Annotated in this window: 19 protein-coding genes; 4 read left to right on the forward strand and 15 right to left on the reverse strand. The window is 50.2% G+C overall.

Annotated elements, in window-relative coordinates; translation table 11 throughout:
- Window positions 1-58: 58 nt before the first annotated feature.
- The 6 genes from GI364_RS14045 to GI364_RS14070 all read right to left on the reverse strand — a co-directional run bounded on the left by GI364_RS14045 (window position 59) and on the right by GI364_RS14070 (window position 7159).
- Window positions 59-1525, reverse strand: coding sequence for a sodium:solute symporter family protein (locus GI364_RS14045; protein WP_198849896.1), 1467 nt, complete (start codon window positions 1523-1525; stop codon window positions 59-61).
- Window positions 1522-1722 (reverse strand): DUF3311 domain-containing protein, encoded by a 201-nt coding sequence (locus tag GI364_RS14050; protein WP_198849897.1) that lies wholly within the window; start codon window positions 1720-1722, stop codon window positions 1522-1524. Before GI364_RS14050 ends, GI364_RS14045 begins: the two co-directional genes overlap by 4 nt.
- 34 nt (window positions 1723-1756) lie before the next feature.
- Entirely contained in the window at window positions 1757-2947 is a 1191-nt protein-coding gene (locus GI364_RS14055; RefSeq protein WP_198849898.1) for a M20 family metallopeptidase, read from the reverse strand.
- Window positions 2948-3079: 132 nt separating this feature from the next.
- Window positions 3080-4303, reverse strand: a complete 1224-nt coding sequence (locus GI364_RS14060) for a Zn-dependent hydrolase (protein WP_198849899.1) — start codon at window positions 4301-4303, stop codon at window positions 3080-3082.
- Between the two features lie 214 nt (window positions 4304-4517).
- The gene (locus GI364_RS14065; RefSeq protein WP_198849900.1) at window positions 4518-5891 is read right to left on the reverse strand and encodes a helix-turn-helix domain-containing protein; all 1374 of its coding nucleotides are present in this window, start codon (window positions 5889-5891) and stop codon (window positions 4518-4520) included.
- A gap of 2 nt (window positions 5892-5893) precedes the next feature.
- Window positions 5894-7159, reverse strand: a complete 1266-nt coding sequence (locus GI364_RS14070; RefSeq protein ID WP_233095799.1) for an amidohydrolase — start codon at window positions 7157-7159, stop codon at window positions 5894-5896.
- A gap of 174 nt (window positions 7160-7333) precedes the next feature.
- Here GI364_RS14070 and GI364_RS14075 point away from each other — a divergent pair, with 174 nt between their 5' ends.
- Together GI364_RS14075 and GI364_RS14080 are read left to right on the forward strand one after the other, a co-directional pair.
- Entirely contained in the window at window positions 7334-7858 is a 525-nt protein-coding gene (locus tag GI364_RS14075) for an RNA polymerase sigma factor (protein WP_198849901.1), read from the forward strand.
- Window positions 7839-9161, forward strand: coding sequence for a hypothetical protein (locus GI364_RS14080; RefSeq protein ID WP_198849902.1), 1323 nt, complete (start codon window positions 7839-7841; stop codon window positions 9159-9161). The genes GI364_RS14075 and GI364_RS14080 overlap by 20 nt, the downstream gene beginning before the upstream one ends.
- Before the next feature lie 415 nt (window positions 9162-9576).
- Here GI364_RS14080 and GI364_RS14085 read toward each other — a convergent pair whose 3' ends face one another.
- From GI364_RS14085 to GI364_RS14100, 4 genes are all read right to left on the reverse strand, one after another.
- Window positions 9577-12828 carry an adenosylcobalamin-dependent ribonucleoside-diphosphate reductase gene (locus GI364_RS14085; protein WP_198849903.1) on the reverse strand — a complete coding sequence of 1084 codons (3252 nt, stop codon included), beginning with the start codon at window positions 12826-12828 and terminating at the stop codon, window positions 9577-9579.
- Window positions 12829-13006: 178 nt separating this feature from the next.
- Window positions 13007-13486: a transcriptional regulator NrdR gene (gene nrdR / locus GI364_RS14090; protein ID WP_198849904.1), complete on the reverse strand. Its 480-nt coding sequence runs from the start codon at window positions 13484-13486 to the stop codon at window positions 13007-13009.
- A 271-nt stretch (window positions 13487-13757) separates the two neighbouring features.
- Window positions 13758-14645: an HAD-IIA family hydrolase gene (locus tag GI364_RS14095; RefSeq protein ID WP_198849905.1), complete on the reverse strand. Its 888-nt coding sequence runs from the start codon at window positions 14643-14645 to the stop codon at window positions 13758-13760.
- The gene (locus GI364_RS14100) at window positions 14638-15228 is read right to left on the reverse strand and encodes a cob(I)yrinic acid a,c-diamide adenosyltransferase (RefSeq protein ID WP_198849906.1); all 591 of its coding nucleotides are present in this window, start codon (window positions 15226-15228) and stop codon (window positions 14638-14640) included. Before GI364_RS14100 ends, GI364_RS14095 begins: the two co-directional genes overlap by 8 nt.
- Window positions 15229-15417: 189 nt before the next feature.
- On the opposite strand from GI364_RS14100, the gene GI364_RS14105 reads away from it, so the two are divergent.
- On the forward strand, window positions 15418-16281 hold the full coding sequence (locus GI364_RS14105) for an MBL fold metallo-hydrolase (RefSeq protein ID WP_198849907.1): 864 nt from the start codon (window positions 15418-15420) through the stop codon (window positions 16279-16281).
- Between the two features lie 104 nt (window positions 16282-16385).
- On the opposite strand, the gene GI364_RS14110 is transcribed toward GI364_RS14105, so the two are convergent.
- Window positions 16386-17126: an NUDIX hydrolase gene (locus tag GI364_RS14110; protein ID WP_198849908.1), complete on the reverse strand. Its 741-nt coding sequence runs from the start codon at window positions 17124-17126 to the stop codon at window positions 16386-16388.
- A 123-nt stretch (window positions 17127-17249) separates the two neighbouring features.
- On the opposite strand from GI364_RS14110, the gene GI364_RS14115 reads away from it, so the two are divergent.
- Window positions 17250-17915, forward strand: a complete 666-nt coding sequence (locus tag GI364_RS14115) for a hypothetical protein (RefSeq protein WP_198849909.1) — start codon at window positions 17250-17252, stop codon at window positions 17913-17915.
- A 25-nt stretch (window positions 17916-17940) separates the two neighbouring features.
- On the opposite strand, the gene dapF is transcribed toward GI364_RS14115, so the two are convergent.
- The 4 genes from dapF to GI364_RS14135 all read right to left on the reverse strand — a co-directional run bounded on the left by dapF (window position 17941) and on the right by GI364_RS14135 (window position 22748).
- On the reverse strand, window positions 17941-18795 hold the full coding sequence (gene dapF / locus GI364_RS14120; RefSeq protein WP_233096172.1) for a diaminopimelate epimerase: 855 nt from the start codon (window positions 18793-18795) through the stop codon (window positions 17941-17943).
- A gap of 27 nt (window positions 18796-18822) precedes the next feature.
- Window positions 18823-20457: a M20/M25/M40 family metallo-hydrolase gene (locus tag GI364_RS14125; protein WP_198849910.1), complete on the reverse strand. Its 1635-nt coding sequence runs from the start codon at window positions 20455-20457 to the stop codon at window positions 18823-18825.
- A 94-nt stretch (window positions 20458-20551) separates the two neighbouring features.
- On the reverse strand, window positions 20552-21382 hold the full coding sequence (locus tag GI364_RS14130; protein WP_198849911.1) for a DODA-type extradiol aromatic ring-opening family dioxygenase: 831 nt from the start codon (window positions 21380-21382) through the stop codon (window positions 20552-20554).
- Window positions 21383-21944: 562 nt separating this feature from the next.
- The gene (locus GI364_RS14135) at window positions 21945-22748 is read right to left on the reverse strand and encodes a cytochrome c oxidase assembly protein (RefSeq protein ID WP_198849912.1); all 804 of its coding nucleotides are present in this window, start codon (window positions 22746-22748) and stop codon (window positions 21945-21947) included.
- Window positions 22749-22846 lie beyond the last annotated feature (98 nt).

The following is a 22846-nucleotide window of genomic DNA, read 5'->3' on the forward strand; positions in this document are numbered from 1 at the left end:
TGCCTCATGATTACTGCAGATACTATAGAACAATCGTTATTCGCATTTGCGACGGGGGTTACGCCTCTAGTTCCGGTGCTACCGCAAGCTCCACTTTCTTCGTAAATGCACTGACCGCGAAGGTCACAATCAAATTGAGTATCATAGCCACGATACCTACGTTCAAGTCCTTGCCCCACTGCGGCAGGAAGGGGAAGATTGTTCCTACAGTTTGGTGCGACAAACTGACGACAGCCACTACAACTTCACCAGTGAGAATTCCAGCAAATGCGCCTGCTTTAGAAATTGGGTTGCGCTTAGCCAAACTAAACAGGATGGCTGGGAAGAACTGTGTCACAAAACTGTACCCCATGAGCAGCAGCGCCACAATGGTGTCACCGCCATGGAAGGTAAAGTACAGTGCAATCAGAGCCACTACAGGGACCAAGTACTTCGCAAGTGCTGAGACTTGGGCATCGGTTGCTTGGCTGTTGAAAACCTTATAGATGTTTTTCGACATCATGGTTGCACTCGTCATCATCAACATCGATCCGGGGACAATTGCACACAACAACCCAGCGGCTCCAATGACACCCAGGAACCAAGGTGAAAATGCTTTTTTCGAGACAGCCAAAAGCGCCAAATCTGGATTGTTCAAATGCGGAACCTGCAGAATCGCGGCGAATCCAACGAAGAAAACGAACAGCAATACCAGTTGATACAAGGGAAAGATCACCGCATTTCTTCGGAAAATCTTCTCGTGTTTTGCCGTGAAGATGGCACCAAAAGAGTGCGGCCAAGTGTAGAACCCAAGGGCGGTCAAGAGAACCGTTGAGATAAACCAGGAAATGCTCATTCCCTTGGTGCTCAAGGTGAGGAAGCCTGGTTTTACCTGATTGATTTGCTGAAACATGTGACCGAATCCACCATAGAAATGAAAGGGCAAGTAAATACCCAAGATTAACACAATCAACAATACCATGGCGTCTTTCACGACGGAAGTCCAGGCAGAGCCGTGAACGCCGGACGTCATGACGTAGATGGTTACTGCGATGACGCCAATCCAAATGGCCAAGGTCGAGGAAATCGTTCCGTAGGACGCTTCCTGCACAATCAGCCCCAAGCCTTTTAACTGCAGAACAAGATACGGGACCATGGCTACAATACCAATGATGGAAACCGTGACACCGAGGCTAGGACTGTTGTATTTACTGACAAAGAAGTCCGATTGTGATACAAGCCTGTGTTTTTTTGAATAACGCCAAATTGCCGGAAGCAGCCAATAGGACATGATGTAGGCCAGTGCACCGTAGCTTAAAATGTAGAAAGTCGGCGCCCCTTTTCCGTAAGACCAGCCGCTTCCCCCTAAAAATGTGAATGTTGTGTAAATTTCACCTGCACTGAGCAGGAACACAAACAAGGTACCGAAACTCCGTCCGCCAGTAGTCCATTGTTCCAGGTTCATGGTCTTGCCGCGCCTTGCACGAATACCCAAATAAATGGAAAGCAGCAGGAACAAAAAAATTATCGCTAATGCACTGTTCACTCTACATCACCTCCCTGGTTTTTCGGATCAAATCGATAAATCACAAACATCACAACAGACGTCAAAACCACCCACATGACAATCCAAAACAGAATAAACGGCATACCCAAAACGTATGGAGTCACACGATTTGCAAAGCCAATGCCTCCCAAAATCCCGATAAACGGCAACAGCGCCAACCAGGTTACCGGCCTCATTATCATCCCTCCTTCCTCGACTCAGATCGTTTATCTACTCCTCGCTATTCAACTTAAAAACAGCGTGGATAAACGCCTTTACGCCTATGGGCAACGCAGTTTCATCTACCGTGAAGCGCGGGTGGTGGTGCGGATAAACGATATCTTTCTCCTCATTTCGAGCGCCCACATAGAAGAAAACTCCTGGTGCTTTTTGCTGGTATGCTGAAAAATCCTCCCCGCCCATGGTCGGTGGCAGTTCCTGCACTACAGACTCCGAGAATGCTTCCACAAGACACTCTCGTAGTTTTTCTGTGACAGCTTCATCGTTAATGACTGGGCGATACCCTCTCTCGTATTTGAACGTGTAGGTTGCACCATGGGCATCTGTAACTCCTTTGATAACCCGTTCCATCAGAGCTGGAACTTCAGTGCGAAGCTCGGGTCGGAACGAGCGTACGGTACCCATCATCTCGACACTGCCTGGGATGACATTATGTGTGGTGCCCCCAACAAACTTGGTGACGGATAGGACCGCTGGGTCAACGGGATCGAGATTGCGTGACACAACATGCTGCAGATTGGTAACCACCTGAGCTGCGACTGCAATACTGTCTACCGTCTCCTGAGGCTGGGCCGCATGACCACCCTTGCCCTTGACTGTGATATAGAAGGTATCCGGCGCTGCCATGAATGCTCCAGCCCGAATCCCGATTTTGCCAACTGTCAAAGGCGACCACAGGTGGATCCCGATGACCTGCTCCACACCTTCCATCACGCCCGCGTTTACCATTTCTTCTGCTCCCCCGGGGAACAACTCCTCGGCATGCTGAAAGATGAAACGGACCTCCCCAGGAATATCCGGTTGCATCGCAAGCAGCAATTTGGCCGTGCCAAGCAGCATGGCTGTGTGACCATCGTGACCACAAGCGTGCATGACGCCGTCGTTTTTGGATTTGAACTCAAAGCTGTTTTCCTCCGTAATGGGCAGTGCATCCATATCCGCCCGGACTCCCAAGACACGGCCAGGCTTTCCGCCTTTCAGCTTGGCAACCACACTGGTCGGCGTGGGACGAGTTATCTCCAGATTGCCGCCAAAACTCTTCAATGTGTCATAGATGAACTGAGAGGTTTTTTCCTCCTGAAAGGATAGCTCCGGGTTTTCATGCAAATATCTACGCCAGCCGATAACTTCTTCTTTGACAGATTCAACTCTCGATTCCAAATCTTCCAACATAACAGACATCAATAACGCCTCCCGTTACATTCAAATGTCTTCCCAAAGCGTGGACAAGGCCTAGTTCACAGACCTATCATGAGGCCTTTGGCCTAGTCTCTTTGTTCTTGCAGGCATCAAATCAGGACAGCTTCTTCCAAGTCAGGACAGCTTCTTCAATGTGCGGTAGAGTACTTGTGCAGCCGCGGCACAATCCTCTTTGCTGGTATATTCGTCTGGATGATGGCTAATCCCATCTTTAGACCGCGCGAAAATCATGCCAATGGGACACAAAACTGCCAACTGCATGCCATCGTGACCCGCGCCGCTGGGCAGAAACGGTGCCGTAAATCCTGCTTCTTTGGCGGCTTCGGACATCAGTATCTGCACCGTTTCGTCGCACTGCACAGGTTGAATCCGCTGCAGTTCTTTGATTTCGGACTTCAGGCCGCGCTCCGTGCAAACCTTACGGATGTATGCTCGAATCGCAGTTTCAGCGGCATCTCTCTGGGCAACATCAATGTCTCTCAAATCCAACGTAAATTCCACGTCTCCAGGAATGATATTGACCCCGCCAGGGGAGACCCTCAATTGCCCCACTGTGCCAACCGTCCTTGGGTGTCTGCTAGTCTCCTCTTCAATAAATTGAATCATTTCGCTGGCACCGACCAGGGCGTCTTTGCGAAGATTCATTGGAGTCGCTCCGGCATGACCGGCTTCACCGTAAACCCGAACCTGAAGCCACACAGGCCCCGCTATCCCTGTTACGACACCGACCGGTTCGTTCCTCAACTCCAGCACCTTGCCCTGTTCGATGTGTACTTCTAGATACGCTCGAACCGATCCCGGTTTCCGCGCCGCATCCAAAAACCCTTCAGGGTTGAAGCCCTGTGCTTTCATGGCTTCCGCAATGCTAGTGCCGTTATTATCCGTCCGGTCAAAGTCCTCCGGCCGTAAAGTTCCGGCAGCCGCTCGGCTGCCAATCATACCAAAGTGAAAGCGAGATCCCTCCTCGTCAGTGAAGGCCACTACTTCGATAGGATGCCTGTTCTTGTGACCTTCCTCCTGCATTGCTTGCACCGCTTCTATGCCAGAAAGGACACCAAGCGGGCCGTCGAAGTCTCCGCCGTTTGGCACCGAGTCCACATGAGAGCCTACTAGAATCACCGATGCTGCGGGATCCGTTCCTTCAAGACGGCCAACTAAATTACCCACTGCATCTTCACGAACCTCCAAACCCGCAGCCCTCATGTACTTTGACACCTGATTTTTCACAGCACGTTCTTCATCTGTAAACGAAAAGCGATTCACACCGCCGTCCGGACTCTGTCCATATTCGTGCAAAGCCTTCAAGCGATGCCACAACCTGTCTGCGTTAAGAGTCAATCCATCTCATCCTCTTTGGGTACGCCTTTTTGCTATAAGGTTTTTTGATGCAAAGCCTTCATATAGAGCTTTCTGTTTACAATCTTACCGCCGCTATAAGCCGCTCCAATATACGCACCACAAATACCAATAAATGTTTTCGGTTGATTTACGGTTAATCTTATTTTTCAGAATTATATCATCATAGATATGGAGACGTCTAGATGCTTTTGTGCTATTTTTGTTTTCTTAGTGTGATTTGATAAAGCTTTCGGGGCCGTCCTTGCATGAACGGTGTCTCTTCCCCGCGTACCTTAGCAAACCCACTTTTTTCGAGGGTTCCCAAGATACGCCGGGCGCTGCGAGGAAGAATCTGAAGATTTTGCGCTAGTTCATTTGCGGTCAGCTCATCAGTACCGAGTTTATGAAGCACATGGGTAACCTTGCTTAGCGTAGAAACACTCAGGCCAGCAATATCGGCCACGTTCTGCAATCCTTCATCTGCGTAGTCATAGGAGAGACTTTGTTGTTCTGTGCGGTCTTTGTCCGAAAACACCTTGATTTTTTTGTTGTCAAAAACAACGACCCAGTTCTCATTTCTGTACTTTCGCGCATGCCGCATGGCCATAGTCGCATTCTCCTGTGCTTCAAAGACCGTTCTGCCAATCCCAATACCACAACTCATAGATTCCAGTCCTGCCCGCGATTGAGTGGTGCCCTCAAGGTCACTGGCTTTCTTACGAAACCCCTCAGTCACGTCTGCCAATGCGCCTCTTGTTGTCAGAATCATCCCTTCAGTCTCACCCATCCAGCGTACCGATCCTTGCAGCTTTTTGGCGTAGCCCTCAATGGCTGCAGTTACCTGTCTTGTCCGAATGGACTCTGTCCTTCTGGACTGCCCTTCGATGGATTCCGGCTCGGTTGGCGTCCGGTTCGGCTCCGCTGGCGTCGCGCTTGTTGGCTGAACGGAGGTAAACTCGAATAGTTGTACTGCAATTTGACTATCGCGAAAGTGCAGCATCTCAAAGGTTTGGATGACGTCGGATAAAGCACGTTCAATGGCGAATCGAGTGGAAAGGACATGGTGTGCCGGGATGCCCTTGTCAGCTAATGCTAAATGCGCCGATCGGAGACACGTGACTACTGCCTTGACACGCCCCTGTCTGTACAACTCTTCATGGTGGCGAATCAGTGTCTCTCTAGTTCTTGCAGAACTGTAGAACTCACGGGGGAATTCGCTGACAATCCCGGTCTCGTGCAGCATTTTGCTGATTTCTTCGGCTGTGATGGTATCCAGACTGATTTCTCGAATTGAAATGTCGTGTTCATGAGCCAAATAGAGGAGTACAGGGTATAAGCTGAAACCCGTGTGCTCTAAATAGAACAGCGGTACGTGAAGCTGACCCCACGCCCTAGCAATTTCATAGGGAATTTTGCCGCTAAACAGCCACATATCTGATGTATGAGCGTGCTCTGACAAAAGCGGAATGACTTCATTCTCATCCCAGTAGATGTATGGATGAACTTCCAAAGACGGATAGCCTTGAGCAACCTCAAGTATTCTCTTCATTGAGTCATCCGCACCGATTACCCCTAAATGTATTTTCATCTCTATTTCCCTTTACTCGAAAGTAGTTTCAGCGCGATGCGTTCCAACACATTGACGGCTCTTTCAAGAGCGTCCTCCCGAATATCAAAGCGGGGATTATGATGTGGTGCCGGAATCGGCGTGCCCACTACCATATAGGTTGCCTTTCCGCCCCGATTTTGGACACGCTCCATGAAAAAGGTCGCGTCCTCGCTGGCACCGAGCGGATGAGACGGCTTCACGGACGTAAAGCCGTTTACTTGTTGCGCCTCTGCCATGGCAATCTGGACAAGTTCGTCGTCACATTTTGCCGCAATGGTTTTACCAGTGACCGTTATGGATAAGTCTAAACCATGCATCTTTGCACTGTACTCCAAAATAGATGTAACGCGGTGCTCTAAATCCGCGTGAATATCAGACGACTCTGCCCTGCACTCGAGTGTCATCGTTGCTTGCTCAGCAATAATATTGGCCGCTGTCCCCCCGTGCAGCATACCCACATTGACGCGAGTGGGACCACCGCTGAACCGTGGGACTGCATGTATGTTCATCAAGGCGCTGGCCGCTCCTAATAAGGCGTTTCTCCCTTGTTCCGGTGCCGCTGCTGCATGGGCCGCAATACCCTGAAAGTGTGCCTGCATTTTCGTCGAAGCCAAGAACTCATGTGTTCCTCCACTCACTGCACCATCCGGCAAATCAAGGCCTAAATGCAATCCGAAAAAGTAGTCCACATCGTCTGCCACACCAGCTTGAACCATGGCATAGGCACCGCGCCCCCCCTCTTCGGCAGGTTGAAAAATCAGCTTTAAGACGCCTTCAAAAGGAGTATTCACCATTTTCTCTGCAAAGGCTAATCCGATGGACGTATGACCGTCGTGTCCGCAGGCGTGCATTTGTCCAGGGTGCTGCGACTCGAATCCCAACTGAGCGGGCCGGTGATGTTCGCTAGTAGACTCCTGTACTGGCAACGCATCCATGTCAAAGCGAACTGCCATTACTTCACCTTTGCTCCCTTTCGCTAAAGTTGCAACAATGCCCGTAAGACCGCCCTGCATTTTCTTGAGAACAGCAGGATTGGCGTCTTCTGACAGAGCTCTCTCATAGGCGGCCTGAAGTTCGGAGTCTGATGGAACCCCCATGCGCTCCTGCGCTACCATCACTTCAGGCCCATAGTGCACCTCATACCCCAATGACTCCAGCCTGCGAACAACTATGCTTGCAGTGCGAAACTCCGTAAATCCGACTTCCGGATGCCTGTGCAAGTCACGCCGCATTGCAATGATATCCACTGTGCTGCTCCCCCTTTGTAATATCTAGATTGTATTGAATGACCCAAAGTTCGGCAATAGACTGGCAACGAAGAACATACAGCTTGTGCATCGCAATGCGAAGATTAAATATTGTAGTCTCTGTAACAACTGCCAATGCGGTTCGTCAAATTGACAGCAAGCGAGGTGATGCACGTGAGTGAAGACAGATACGAGGAGATTCACTCGTTGTTTCAACTAGAAGCAACTAATTTGTATAACTATGTTTCGCACATGTGTCCTCCTTGGATGGACGCCCAAGATGTGGTACAGGATGTGTTCATAAAGGCTTTTCGGTATTGGCACAAATTTAACCACAAATCCAGTGCACGAACGTGGCTCTTCAAAATTGCCCGAAATCACATTAAGGATATGTATCGCAAGGAGAAAAGAGAGTCTGAATCACTGTACCGTCTACAATCTAGTTCTCGCCAGTCCACAAGCCTATCTTCATCCCTTGAACTACAAGAAATCATTGAGTTATTGCCACTTATGCAACGTGAAACTATTTTTCTGCGAATCATCCAGGGATTTTCAACGAAGGAAACTGCTGAGATTCTTAAGGTATCACCCATGAACGTGCGAGTTTCACTCTATCGCGCGCGTAAACTGATTGTGAAGCTATGGTTCTCGGATAGTGCAGATGAAGGGGGTAAATTACATGGAGAAAACCTACATTGATGAAGTGATTCGGAATAGTATTGATAAAGTAGAACTCTCCGATAAGAAGCTGCATCACATTTGGAATAATATCTTGACAGCTGTAGCCAGTGAGTCAGTTGAGAAATACACTCACGCTCGACGGAAAAATGTGCTGATTAGGCGTTCTGCTGTAACTGCCGGTACCCTTGTTGCGGTTACCATAGGAGGCACATTGCTATATAAGGTACACATGTTGCACTCCACATCCTTCAAACCAAGTAACACAGATGTGAGTACAACTAAGACAAATGTTCCTGTCACTTCAATAGAGAAGTATTATCAAAAAAGGCTTGGATTTCAACCGACATTACCAAGCTATCCCAAGGGATTGACAGTTTCGCATTCAGATCTACTTATCACGAACAATCGCAGTAGTCATTCCGCAAGCTTTAACTTCGTCTATTCGGCGCAAGCGTCAACCAATAAACAGACCCAGTCCATGGGGATGAATATATCTGAGATGTTGTCGGCTCAGTATCAAAAATACGAACAACAACTCAACGATTCCTCGTCAGAAAAGAAGACAATAATTCATCGTAATGGATTAACAGTAGCCATCTACCGATTCAAACCAAAAACTGTTCCCAAACAACTGCATCCTTCTCAGCCCCCGACCAACGTCATTATCACGTTTTCGAAACACGGTATACAGTACAGTGCGCAGTATATGGGCAGTGCGGCAAACCAACCTCCAGCGGATAAAGTGATTCAAATTCTCGAGGGTTTAACTGTACCCGAACAGAAAAAGCCAAAGGAAGTCAATGTAACCGCATCGGGTACCATTGCAAACGCGGTACAGGCAGTACACTACTTCAAGCCAGCGATTCCTTCATTTGTTTCGCGCGGATTCAAACTTGCGTCAGTTACCGGGGAAACGATAACAATGGACGGACCTCCGAATTGGAAAACATCCTCTCCATCCTCCCGTGCAAAGACCGCTGGGGGGGTAACGAAGACGGTTCAGAGCACATTCGACCTAATCTACAAGAACGGGCAAGCCACCATTGATATTCATGAAGGCTACACTCCGGCTGCCGATAAAATGATTCCTAAAGGGAAACTTCACGTCATCAAAGGACAACGCATTCACCTTGTTAAAGAAAAGCGACCCGGTAAGACGGGTAGCTTGAATTCATATGTGTATCAATGGAATGATTCCAAATCGGGCGTTTTCTATGACGTAGAAGGTTGGGAGCCCTCCAACCAGAAGATAATTGGTACAAGCACAATGGACAAAATGGTTTCATCCATGCTGGGACCGTCACAGTCGGCTGGACAATAGATTTTGACTGCCGCGAATCTGTAGAAAAGATATAGACGAAGCCAGAGTATTAGCCTCGATGCGGGCGCGAGTCCGGCCTCCGGCTCACCGTTAGTGATTGAGTAGAGGATAAGCGTTTGAGAAACGCTTATCTTCAACATCTGGGGTACAAATAGCAGAATAGCGATCCCAAAAGAGCTTATCTGCAGCCCAGCTACCCTGAACAGCCGTGTTTTGGCCACATTAGCACTCCTCAGGAGCTTATTTCTGCGGCTTGCGGCACAAATTGCAAAATAGCGATCCGAGGGGAGCTTATCTGCGGACCCGCTACTCCTGCTACCCCTGCTCACATTCTACATCCTTGCACTTACTGCGGACATGTGCCTCTCATTCCTCATTCTCACACTTCGTTCTTTCGGACGACTCACATTCCGCGCTAACACTTGCTGTAGCCGCATGCCTCACATTCATAGCATCCTCCGGTATGAATGAAGGAATGCTGGTGACAGTTGGGACACAAGTCTTTTTCCACACTGAACGACCGCAGGGCCAAAGGCTTTGTCTCCTCCTGTGCTTGTGTCTCAATCGTTGCAGACTCTTGGCCGGAGGCCCATTCCTGAAACGCGGATTTTCGCATTGGAAATGTTTCCGAATGCTCAATCAAGGCTTTTGCAATGGCGTCCGGAACGGATGTGATGCGCCGGTCGCCAAATCCAACGGAACTGGAACCGCCGATGCCGCCGAAGTGTTTGACGAGTTCTGCTTCCTTGTTGGGGTTGCTTGAGTCCCGCAGGTAGAGCGTAATGGCTCTGCCAAGGGCTTCGTTGGAAGCATACACGTCACTGCCAGCCTTGCCGATGTTGACAAACATCTCGGAGGCAACGTGATAGACCGGGTCATCATTGATTGTGATGTACGCCTTGCCAAGCGGTGTAGTCTTCTTATAGGTTGCGCCGTACAACACATCAGGCCTGCTGGTCTTTACGTATGCTTGTCTGCGAGACGACTGGGTGCTCTCCATGGCTTGTACCGCCTCTTGGATTTGCTGCTCAGTTGACTCGGGGGTCTCCAGATTTGACGTACGGCTGTCGGTTGATCCACTCTCAGCATCCTTATCATCCTCGGATTTAAGGGACAGGACCTGTTCTGAACGCGATCCGTCGCGGTAAATCGTGACACCTTTGCACCCTAAGTCATAAGCCAAGTCGTACAGTTGCTTGGTGTTCTCCACTGTGTAGGAATTCGGTGCATTACAGGTTTTCGAAATGGAACTGTCAATCCACTTTTGCAGTGCGCCCTGCACCCGGACATGTTCCTCTGGGGTCAGTTCCATCGATGTCGCAAAGTAAGCGGGTAAAGAGTCCTCGCCAGGATGTGCATCGTAGTACTCCTGCACGATACCCGCATTCTCCTCGAACATTCCCAGTCTGGAGTTTCGGAAATAGGACCACGCGTAATAGGGTTCGCAGCCTGTGGAGCATCCAACCATGGTACCTGTTGTACCTGTTGGCGCAATGGTCATTGTGGTGACATTGCGGACACCGTGCCGCCGAATGGCCTCTGTGACGTGGGGCCTTTCCGCTGCCATCTGTTTCATATAACCGGAATTGAGAAACTTGTCCGCATCAAAAGCTGGGAACGGGCCATTCTCCTTTGCCAGTTCTACAGACTCCAGATAGCTCCACTCTGCCATCAGACCCATCACAATGTTGATAAGGTCTACAGATTCGGCCGATCCGTATTTCACTCCGCAGTACAGCAGCAAATCGTGCAAACCCATAATGCCGAGACCGACTCTGCGCTCGCTCATTTGATTGCGGCGGTTTTCGTCAAATGGATAGTATGTCGCATCAATCACGGCATCCTGAAAGCGAATGCCCAGCCTGGTCGTCTCTTCCAACGCTTCCCACTTAATATGAGTTAACAAAAATTCTGTTGTTTCGTTATCAAAGGATTTGCTAAGCCACTCTTTCACGTAGGCTTGCTTGTCCCTGTCTTCAAATTCCACAGTCTCTCCTGAATCCTTAAAACCAGCCGCAAACTTACTCAGCACGACGGCACCCAAATTGCAAATTCCGTAAGCAGGCAAGGGCTGCTCGCCGCACGGATTGGTGGCCACCAAGGGATTGAAGTAATACGAATTGGACATGGCATTGGCGCGCCCCAGAAAAACGACGCCCGGTTCGGCCGATTTCCAAGCGGACGTAACCAGCTCATCCCACAACTGACTGGCGTTGATGACTTCTGTCACCTCAACCGTTCCTCCATCAGCTTCAAAGGAATCAAAGTCTCCCGTAAACCGTTCAGCGTCTTCCAACGAAACATACCCTAGATTCCAAGGCTCGCCGTTCGCCTTCGCCTCCATGTATCGTTCAGAAATACCGACAGAAATGTTTGCGCCGGTAATGACGCCGTCAACTTGTTTACTGCGGATGAACTTGCGAATATCCGCATGTCTGTCGTTCAGGATGAGCATGAGCGCGCCTCTGCGGGATCCGCCCTGCAGTGTCAATTGACACCCGACGCTCATAATTTCCCCTACGCCTACAGGTCCGAAGCCTTGGCCAAACACCAGATTCCCTTTGTCGTACAATTGACCCCACGAATAGGCCCCGGAGCTGCGGCCGTTAACACCCCTGACATAGCTATAGCGGGGACGCAAAGATGACAGGACCACAGACACGCGTTTGCCGTCATGCATCTTCTCCCACATGTCGGCAAGAGTGGAGGCAATGGTGCTTCGCTGATCACCTGGATAGAGAACACTGCCCACCAAGTCCGACAGGACCATGACGCCGCTGTCCAAGATTCGATGGTAGAGTTCCTTTGCAGATACGTTTCCAGATTTCGTTACAGGCAGTCCTGCTTCCAACCAACTTTGAATCTGCCCGTTCCACATTTCATCGTAGTTCTCTACGGTGGTGTCAGGGAAAACAAACTGCCAGTCCTCGTCTTCCTCAACTGCACGAATGAACTCACGGTTAATGCGCACAACCTTCGTGCTGTTGGGATAGGGCGTTCCGAGAAATTCGTCTATGTCTGCGTGCCATACGTCCATCACCAGATTCAGATATTGCAATCTGGATTCTTCCGCAACAGGCACGAGTGTTCCCTGTGGAGGAATCCTCGAGAGATTCATGCCAACACCGCCGCTGCGGGCTTGAATCTCGAGTGTCTGCCCGAAGGATTCAGCATAGTCGCGAAGCGTTGGACCTACACTTGGAATCACAAAGCAGTTATAGCTGGTTGTCTGCATGCCTGATCCCATAGAAGCGTTAATCCTGCCCCCAGGGACATATTTCCATCCGGTCTGCAGTTCATAGAACCGTTCTGCCCAAACATCTGGATTATTTGTGACTTCTGCGGCCCCCCGCGATACACGCTTCCACATATCTCTGGGAGCAGTTTCGGACAAAACGTCCACTTGCTGCAAAGGCAGTGTCTCTTGGACGCCGTCCTTTAGTTCCACCACTGCAGTTTGCGCGTCCTTATCTACACTGACCACTGCAGCCAGTTCATGATAGGCGCGTTTTTTATCCAAAACAGCCACCACAAGTGAACCGGCCTGTAAACTTTCCTTGGTAACATCCTTCATTAAATAGCGGTCGGCAACAATTCTTTCTCCAGTCGCTCCCAACCTATCTTCATCTGAAAATGGCAACATGCTTTGATTGACCGTTTGACCCATCCACGACTCTCCCATCATTCAAAGTACGGGATATCATTAGGATAACCCGACCCTGTTTCCCTAATCTTTCAAGTGCTGTATCTGTATCACCTAATATTTTGGAATTTTCACGCAAATAACAGGAACCAACTATGTACGTGCGTATTCACCGAGTCGACTGTGCCATTCAGACGCTGTGCTATTCAGACGAGCGGCCTGTCGGATCAGTGATGAAGGACATTACCTCCTGAGCAAGGGTTTCCACATCCCTAAACTCACGATATACGCTCGCGAAGCGGACATACGCAACTCCGTCCAGGTCTTTCAACGCTTCCATAACGCGTTCCCCAATGACAGTAGATGCTACTTCACGCTCATAGTCCAATCGCAATTGGCGCTCAATTTTGGATACTACTGCTTCGATGCTGTCCACCGATATCGGTCTCTTCTCACAGGATTTCAGCAGACCTCGAAACAGTTTGTCCCGTGAAAACTCCTCGCGGTTTGAATCTTTTTTCACGACCATCAGCGGTTGTTGCTCAATTCGCTCATACGTCGTGAACCGCCGTCCACATCCAGCACTTGTGCACTCCCGGCGCCTGCGAATCGTGGAACCGTCTTCTCCCGTTCTGGATTCAACGACTCTGGAGTTGTCAGATCCACAATAGGGACAACGCACTCTACATTCCTTCTTTACTGGGAAGTGAAAAGCCTTTGAGATTTCGAACACCATATATAGCGTCTATCAGGTGCCCGAAGACCATTATACACACTATATATATGCCTATCAAGATAGATTAGGAGAATATTTTTCGACAGAGTCGGAGGCTGCAAGCGGAGCTGAAAAGAACTTGAAAAGGACCTGAAAAGGAGATATTGTGTCGAATTAGGGTGCATTCGCGAACACGTCAGCACCCTGTAACACGAGTGTTAGCCGAAATCGGTCCACTCTACTTTTGAAACAAAGCTGCTACTGAGCGTGCCGTATACAGGGGCTCAAGTGCCTGTTGCCCCGTGCTGCTGTCAGCGACTTCATTTCGCTGATAACTGACACCTGACTGAACCCAAATCGTATCTACTCCAGCCGCATTGCCGCAGGCAACATCCGTTAACACATTGTCGCCAATCACGACAGCTTCTGAAGCTTTCAGATGATACCTTTGAAGTACAAATTCCACATAGGCAGGATTGGGTTTTCCCACGGTCTGCGGTTCAATCCCGGTTGCCGCCTTCACGAAAGCTGCAATGGCCCCGTTTCCAGGAAGAAAACCGTCTGTGCTTGGCAACCGAACATCTCCGTTGGTGAGGGTCCATCGAGACAACCTCGCCGCATGCCCGCAGACCCAAGCAAGCTGCTGATATGTAACGCGAAGATTTAACCCCACAACAGCACCTGCCGGCTCAAGTTTGCTTGCTTCAGACGGAACCCGAGCGTTCCCGCTCGTAACAGACTGCTCATCGTCATCAGCCATGACAGGATAAAGTCCTTCTTCCTGCAACGCAACTTTCAGCCCTGCATCACCAATTGCAGCTACCGCTGCCCCCTTGCCAACCTGCTGACGCACAGTAAACGCAGCCATCTGTGAGGACGTACACACTTCCTCTGGCTGGGCGTCTATTCCCATACCGTTCAGCTTATCAGCGACCTGGAGCGGTGTCCGCATTGAGTTGTTCGTGAAGAACACGGGAAGAACGTCCAACTCACGCAGTCTCTGGATGAATTCACCTGCACCTTCGATGACCATATCGCCACGGTACAGTGTCCCGTCTAAATCGATAAGTGCTGCTTTCCAGCCGTGCTTGGCTAATGCAGCCTTGTATAATACTTCATCAGACATCAGAAGAATCCTCCACAAACGGATCCGGTTTTTCTCCTTGGAAATCGACTCCTGGCTCTTCGACTTTTGTTCTTGCATTCGTCAGCCGCGCCATGACAAAGAGTAAGTCTGACAAACGGTTCAGATACTTGCGCACCCACGGTTGGACCGCTTCACTCTTTTCAAGTTCGACAACGCGCCGCTCCGCCCTGCGAGCCACAGTCCTGGCTTGATGAAACGCTGCAGCAGCCGGCGCACCGCCCGGTAAGACAAACTGACGCAGAGGCGGGGTTTGCTCATCAAAAGTGTCGATGAGTTTCTCAAGGACATCAACGTCCTCTTTGCTGACGTAAAAGCCGTCTCGCTTGTCTTCAGGCGTTGCCAAATCCCGGCCGAGATCAAACAAATCCCGCTGCAATCGACGACACGCTTGGCACAGGTCTGCAAAACCTTCATCCGGCAGCAAAGCCACAGCCACACCAATGACAGAGTTGACTTCGTCCAGCGTTCCATATGTATCTACGCGCAAGGCGTCTTTTGGTACCCTACGTCCGTAAATCAGACTCGTCTCTCCGTTGTCTCCCGAGCGAGTATAAATTTTCATCCCAACTTCGCCTCCATTTTTCATTCCCAAAGTCACTCTATTTGCTCAATCGAGCCCCATTTTGTAAAGTAAATTTACATACGACAAACCAGTGGCAATTCAGTGGCAATGTCCTTTCTCAGGCAACGCAGCAAAGGGTGCCTGTCCATCTTACAACGCGCGTCAACCGAAGACAAAGGGGGATGTTTCATGCAAAAGATTACGAAGACAGTTGTTTCGAAGCATGTGCTGCAACTGGCTGTTCCAACTCCCACTATACCTCCTGCATTCGAGACCAATACGTACCTGATTTACGACGGTAGTGAAGGTCTCCTGGTCGATCTCGGTACACAAGACCCCGACAGCCTCCACACCGTCACGGAAACCCTGCTGCAATTGAAACTGAGCAGAGTGTCGTTGCTGGCAACGCATTACCACCGTGATCATACGCAGGGGTTACCTTTTCTGCAATCCCGCTTGAACACCCCCGTCTACCTTCATCCCCTCGACCTTCAACTCGCGCAAAAGGAGATGCAAGTTCCCGCAGGTCTCACCTCACCTGTTCCAAAGCAGCTTCAACTCGGCAGCGTTTCCGTTGACATCGACCATCGTCCCGGGCATACACACGGTCATGTCCACGTCCGCATTCCTACAGACAGCGTGGTGCTTGTTGGAGATAACCTGGCTGGCACTGGATCGGTCTGGATTGGGCCGCCTGACGGGCACCTGAACGACTACTACGACTCATTGGATGCCGTGATTTACGGAAATTGCCAAATTGCAGGACCCGGCCATGGACCTGTCATCCGGCACGCGCAGGATGCTGCCCGGAAGCAAAAGAAGCATCGTCAAGACCGGCAACAGCAGATTTTATCGCACCTGAAGGATTGGAGAACCGTCGACCATCTGGTTGATGCCATATACGCCGACACCATCCCCGAAGCTGCGCTGTGGGCAGCACGGAAAACGGTCCAAGCACACTTGCAATACCTACTGGTAAAAGACGGTATCATTCAGAAGTTTAACAAGGACCAGATGAGAACACAGTACCGGCGTTTCGATGATCACCGCTAACCGTCCCGGGCACCCCCGTCTCAGGGCTTGCCGCTGTTCATGCCGCCGATTTCAAGGAAGCGAATTGTTCCCGGCCCTTTTCCGCAGTTCCGGGTTGTGATTTCTTACTGCTGCATCAGATTTCGGGCGAGCCTGGCTAACTCTTCAGGACTCGGCGGCAGCACCGTCAGCTTTGACATGCACTCCTCTGCCGAGGCGCACTCCGTCAAAGCTTTCAGCATAGCTACGGTTGGGGGTGCTGCCTTGGCTGTGCCGGCCTGAATCTGTTGTAACAGCTGCGCAGGATCCCGCCACTCACCCCAGGCACTCTCCTGCTCATTAATGCGGATTCTGGCCGTTGCTTCATCCGCTTGGCAAGCAAAAAACCTGGTTTCGTAACGACTCGAAACCCCAGGCGGTGTGGTCCAACTGCCGACAAACCGCAGGGCACCTCCCGCAATCCACCACGGACCCGCGTTCAGAAAGTCCATGAACGACATTTGTCCGGACAGAAGTTGGCCTTGTTCCGGCGCAGGCAGTGCAAGTGCACACGGGCGGTTGCTGGTATCCATCAGTGCGAAAACCATCCCCGTTTCCTCTGCGCACTCGCGCAACGCTCCGGCCGCATACACGGCATCATCCCGGTTTTCCTGCTGCTGCAGCGTCCCGCTCCACCGCTCTCTCGCTATGAGATAGTCGCCGTCGTCAATGGCTCCTCCAGGAAAAGACAGAAAGCCAGGCAAAAACCGCATGTTCTTTGCTCGCTGCAGCGTGAGCACCTCTACTCCGTTGGCGGTGCTCTTCAAGACAAGAAGGGATGCGGCGGGGCGAATTGGCACTGAATCATTGGAAGGGCTTTGTTGCAAAAACAACACCTCCTGTTCACATTTACTGATACCACAGGATTAGAAAATCGCCTATAATAGACACTGCCTTTGACATCAGTGAAAATAAGCAACTGCAATTGTGCACTTAAAGGAGTCCAGATTGTGCGTCACGTTCAAGTTGTGTTCTCATATTGGTCAACCATGGTTCTTACACTGATTCGTCCGCGTTTTGCAGAGCAACACATCGATATTCAACTCGAAGAAGCGCTCAACCGATCACGCTGGTACACAGCTTGGTCCACAATTATTTGGGCCTTTTGGCTGTATACAACGCAACATCGCCTTTGGATACACTGGCTCTCTCACCAGGCAGGCATTGTCAGTCCAGGTTGGCAATGGCTGATGACCCTCTTCGTTGTCTTCATCTCATTGCCTGTGACTTATGGACTCTTTCGGTTATATATTCTACTAACACATGTTGTCACTTTAAATGTCTTCAAAGTCAGGGGGCAGCGTCTTCGTCTCTTAAACCTGGAGACAACCATGCTCACGCTGTCCGGACCGACAGTCGTCGGACTTGCAGTCATGCCGAGCAGCGAAAGTATCGGGAACCTGATATTAGCCATTTGTATTATCTATGCGGGATGGATGACTGCCCGCGGCTATAATCACATCTTTCACAAAACCCGTGTCAAAGGCTTCCTCCTATTTGTCGGCGCAACCCTTGTGACCGGTTTTATTGCTGCAATGGCAGGTGTTGCCCTAGCCGCCACGCTGGGCGTTCTGGGATTCTTCCTCTTACTCATCCTGCGCAGTTTTACCCACTAGAGAATTGCCGCTCTCATTCCGGCAGTCAGATGTTCTCAGGGTGCCAGTGAAACTCTCCGGTGAAGATTTCCTTGGCCTCGCCGGTCATGAAGATACGCCCGTCTCTCTGCTCAATCAGGAGGTCCCCTCCAAGCAGGTGTACGGTCACTTTATCGGAGAGCAGCCCTTGTTGAATTCCTGCCGCGACACTGGCACACGCACCCGTGCCGCAGGCATAGGTAATGCCGGAGCCCCTCTCCCACACGCGGAAATCCAGCTCTGTCGGACCCAAGGGCGTCACAAATTCCACGTTTATACGGTTCGGAAATGCAACGTGTCGTTCCAGAGCAGGACCAATCTCTGCGACAGGGACAGTTTTGGCATCGTCAGAGAAAATAACAAAATGAGGGTTCCCCATGGACACCATCGTTCCGTGAAATTCGCCCTGCGAAACGGACAAGGACAGACTGTTTGTTTCCGATTGTTCCTCATCGTGTAAAAACGTACCTGCATAGCCAACGGCTCCAGCTCCAAAACTCGGTGCACCCATGTCAATCGTAACCGTCTCCACCGTGCCATCCTCCTCGGGATGCACTTGTGCTCCGGCGACACCGGTTTTGTACTGAATTTGAAAAGCCTCATTTTGAACAAGCCCGTGTTCATAGGCGTACTTTGCTACGCACCGAAGACCATTGCCGCAGTTTTCCGCCTCACTGCCGTCGGTGTTAAAGATGCGCATCCGTACATCTGCCTTTGTTGACGGACCCATCAGAATCATCCCGTCGGAACCAATTCCCCTCCTCACATCACTGAGAGCTACTGCTAATAGAGGGAGTTGTGATTCATCCAGTGATTCTTCAAATTCATTAATATAAACGTAATTGTTACCCAAACCGTGCATTTTGGTTACTTTGATATTCACTTGTACTTACTCCCTTCCCTGTTCAAACACCTCATGCAAAGCGGAGGTCAAAAGATTTGGCGTAACGCCAAACGAGTAATTTAATTCCAACCGTTCCGTCCATTTATGCGGATCACGCCCGTACGGTCCGATATTCAACACAGGAATCTCCAATTGCCGTAACACATCTAAAGGTAAGTCATAGCCGCTGCCAAGGAGCGGCATGTTTGCCTCCAGGTCTTTGGCATCCTTGGCTGCGCTCCCCAGTCCGACATAGCTCAAGTCACAAAGTCCGGGAAAGTAGTTTCGGCGGAGCAGATGGACATCGTGGCTGTCCCTTGCTTGCTTCGTCACCCTGTCCATGACGCGCTGTACCAGCACATCCTCTGCAGAACTGATGGCAGGATAGAAAGGCGGAGCAAAGAAAAGCACCACCAGCGGGTGGAGCTCAGGGACCGCTGAGGCAAGGTGATCGACAAAAGACATGGTGGTCTCACGTAGATCCGTGCCGTGGGATATGGATATCATCTCGAGTCCTCGGTCAATCAGTTCCGGGGCCGCCTCACGGACATAATCCTCCAGCTCCGCAAGGGTCATGACACGGGTTTCGTCGGCCCAATTGGTCAAGGCCAAACCTGCAGATTCTATTCGTCCTTGGTACCATGAGGACAGCTCAAACATGGAGTTCTCAGCCTGCGCTTTGACTTGCGTCAATACTTCTGCCGGCGACCTCTGCAGAAAGAACAGGTTATAATACGCCCCCGCCTTATAGGGGGTCTGCACGGAATAGTGCATTTTCAAATCGCGGTTTTGCAGACAGGCGATTGGCGGCGTATGATCTGGTCCCACCCACTCAACTAAATCGGGATTCAGTTCCAGCGTCCGGGTTAATTCTGCAATCATACGAACACCGCTCAGCCCCTCAAACGGCGACCCCACGTGGGTCTCGCGGCCAATGGCGTAAGAACCGACCAACAGTTTACCGATGGTACCTGAATAAATTAAGGCTCCGTCCTCTTCGTGTTCCGCAAAGGCAGGCTCCGTATCAATGCAAATGCTGTAATCCAAATTGAACTTTTCCTTCCACTCCAGCAGCAAGGGTCCGGCACCAATCATACCGTCAGAATGGCGTTCTTCGTCCGGAACACCAAGAAACAATACGTTCCCGTCAAAGTCTCCATTGCAAGCCTGCTCCAACAGCGAAAGGTTAAGAACAATGCCGCATTTCATATCCATGACGCCTCTGCCAAAGACCCAGTCTCCGCTGGAGATGTCCTCGCGAACGTAATCCGGAAGCGGTACTTCTTCTTTATATATCATCTCAGTCCAGACTTGAGGCTGAAACGCATACGGAGCATAAACACCGAATTCGTCTGCCGCCACTACGTCAAAATGGGCGATGACCACAGCTGTCTTACGAGTCGCTCTCGGAGACTTGGCCAAGGCTGCCACAACTTTTCTGTAGTTGCCTACTTCGTGCAGAACAAGGTGTTCCGGATTATCGCAATAGTAAGGCAGGTCTCGAATCATCCGCTCCAGTTCATGGGCAATCGCGATTTCTCCTTCACTTTCCGTAACACTCTCGATTCGAACGAGTTGAAACAGAGTATCCAGCTTCTGTTCTGGGGTCTCGTATATGTGGGTTCTTTTTCTTGTCGTCACGATAGCCTCACCTCCAGCGGAATTGATAAGGGGTGGAAGTGAACCAGTCTCTGCATACTGTCACGTTAACGAAATGGTAATGTAGATGCTCTGACTAGTTCTCAATTTGAAAAGACGCACACATGAGTCCATAGTAAGTCGGTACTTCATAGGAAACAACGTGCCCTTGCATGGGGATTTTCTGCCGTATACCTTCCAGCACTGCGATTTGCCAGAGACTGTCCGGTTTCGCTGCATCCACAAATTCGGCATCAAGTTCCAGTAACTTGTGAAGCTTTTGGCGGTCCACAGCCTGCCGCACCAATTCATCGTATTCCCTGGATGCCGGATTGTATCCTTGAGGACCTTCTTTTAAATGGGCATGGCCTTGATCGGCGCTGGCAATCACGGCAATCCGCTGGTCACAAGTTGCAATTGTACTGGCCACAGTTGCACCAAACTCCACCAAGTTGTCGAGACCGACTTCCCGGGACGGTGTGACGATTACAACTTGAGGAGGAGCCTCCCAGTTCGCTCCCATAAACCACAGCGGAATAAAACTACCCCAGTCCAGAGGCAACACCGAGAACGATCCGGCAGCAGACCCGTAGCAGACCTCAATCACAGGTAACCCCGAAGTCTGTGCATTGGAAATCACTTTGTTCGCTAACTGTACGTCAGACTCCAGCCGCATTGCAACTTCCACGTCGAACTTGGACAAGCGACCCTCAACATATGCGTTTGTGGAAACGGCAATATGGCGTTCAACTCGATAGCCGTGAGGTGTCACGACGATAACAACGTCCGGATGAGCCTTCTGCATTTCACTTCCCAGCCGTTCCATCCCGAGTCGGGTCTTTGCAAATTTTCCCCATTCTGGACCGGCGATTTCACCAATGATTTCATACCCGTGGGGCGCCATGCACGCATAAACCAGTTCCCCCATAGAAGCGCCTTCTTTCACAGAAGATTGTTTGATTTCTACTTTAACAGAGTACTGCGCAAATTGCTGTTGGAATCTGCACGCTAAATAGGAAAAAGCTGTTCCAAAGCTGCCTGGCAGCAACTTTGACACAGCCTTTTCGAGTGAGTTTCTCTTACCATATGACACTATGTGTGCACGAATTAGAGTCTTCTTGATTCAGGTCAAAGTTCAGAACCCAAGTCTAGCCAAAGTCTAGTTGGACTCGTCCGGCATTCGTAGAAAAGTGTAAATTCCGCCGGCCAAAAACACCAACATCATTAGGTACGGCCAAGTTGTAGAGAGCATTGATTGAATCGTCATATTGGACTCGTCCTCCTCTTTTTCTACTTACATAGACGATTCGAAGAAGATTTCTGTTTCATGTCCGTCGTGAGAAATTCTTCGAACAGGCTTTCGCACGCCCTTTTCCGCGCTGTTTCATCTATTTTTGAGGACATACGGCACGATGAAATCAGCGGCGATTCTACCATTTCTCTGCAAGTTTCATAATCTTGTTTTAGCCCGCATACCATATCTTGTCTTACTACGCATACCACACGAGTTCGTCCTGAGCGAAGTACTCTTTCAATGCAAACGTTCCGTAAGCCCCCGCCATAAACACCATCATAATAACTGCGCCAAGCTGCATATCTCCCATTGGTGTCAGCCAAGAAACAATTCTCGGAGCGTGAACGTAAAATGGGTACCATGGATGCTTTGCAAAGAATAGGAGTACAACGATTGGCATCATGAGATTGTAGTTATAGAGAAGGTAAAGCAGTCGCTGACCAGAACTCAGTCGCGGTAATTCGGGGCTTTCAATCAGGAGCGGAGCCCACATGAAGGAAGCAATCACAAAGAAGACACTGTGCTCGAAGAAGTGAAATGGGTCGTTAATTAATGTTAGGTTGTATAGAGGCGGGGTATGAAACATTGATAAGACAATATTGAAGACGGCACCGGCCACGAGAGGATGAGCCCAAGTCCGGATGAGCCTGCGAGTGGCCTTGGAGTTCCACAAAAAGTGATAGGCGCGTAAAGGTAATCCTTTAAGAACTAAAGGAGTCATGACGATGATTTCTATCATATGCTGTACCATGTGTGCACTGAATAAAAAGTTGTCTGAGAGATAGTCTAAAGGACCTCCGAAGGAAAAGTACATTAACCAACACCCAATTAAAAAGGATATGGTTTGCTTTGCTGTTGTCACGTGCCGCACTCGAAACAGCCGATAGGCTGCCGGACCGTGTACCAGGATGAGATATATCAACTGGATTGCAACCGCAACCGCTAGAACCGAGGGCTGCCACAAGTCTCTCGGGTTTGCGTGGCTCAGAGCCCATATCATAAATGGATCATCCTCTCTTGGATAAAAAAAACTGAATGAAAACGAATCAGTCAAAAAGAGAGTGCAAGTGAGTAAGCTTCACGGTTGACCCAACCTCG

The sequence above is a fragment of the Alicyclobacillus sp. SO9 genome, from assembly GCF_016406125.1.
Taxonomy (GTDB): domain Bacteria; phylum Bacillota; class Bacilli; order Alicyclobacillales; family Alicyclobacillaceae; genus SO9.

Excerpts from the sequence above, each read along its gene's own strand:
- GI364_RS14105 (WP_198849907.1), top strand. The coding sequence starts at position 15,418 with ATGCAAAAGATTACGAAGACAGTTGTTTCGAAGCATGTGCTGCAACTG.
- GI364_RS14065 (WP_198849900.1), bottom strand. The coding sequence starts at position 5,891 with ATGAAAATACATTTAGGGGTAATCGGTGCGGATGACTCAATGAAGAGA.
- GI364_RS14095 (WP_198849905.1), bottom strand. The coding sequence starts at position 14,645 with ATGTCTGATGAAGTATTATACAAGGCTGCATTAGCCAAGCACGGCTGG.
- GI364_RS14135 (WP_198849912.1), bottom strand. The coding sequence starts at position 22,748 with ATGATATGGGCTCTGAGCCACGCAAACCCGAGAGACTTGTGGCAGCCC.
- GI364_RS14100 (WP_198849906.1), bottom strand. The coding sequence starts at position 15,228 with ATGAAAATTTATACTCGCTCGGGAGACAACGGAGAGACGAGTCTGATT.
- GI364_RS14130 (WP_198849911.1), bottom strand. The coding sequence starts at position 21,382 with ATGGGGGAACTGGTTTATGCGTGCATGGCGCCCCACGGGTATGAAATC.
- GI364_RS14055 (WP_198849898.1), bottom strand. The coding sequence starts at position 2,947 with ATGTCTGTTATGTTGGAAGATTTGGAATCGAGAGTTGAATCTGTCAAA.
- GI364_RS14085 (WP_198849903.1), bottom strand. The coding sequence starts at position 12,828 with ATGGGTCAAACGGTCAATCAAAGCATGTTGCCATTTTCAGATGAAGAT.
- GI364_RS14050 (WP_198849897.1), bottom strand. The coding sequence starts at position 1,722 with ATGAGGCCGGTAACCTGGTTGGCGCTGTTGCCGTTTATCGGGATTTTG.
- dapF (WP_233096172.1), bottom strand. The coding sequence starts at position 18,795 with ATGCACGGTTTGGGTAACAATTACGTTTATATTAATGAATTTGAAGAA.
- GI364_RS14080 (WP_198849902.1), top strand. The coding sequence starts at position 7,839 with ATGGAGAAAACCTACATTGATGAAGTGATTCGGAATAGTATTGATAAA.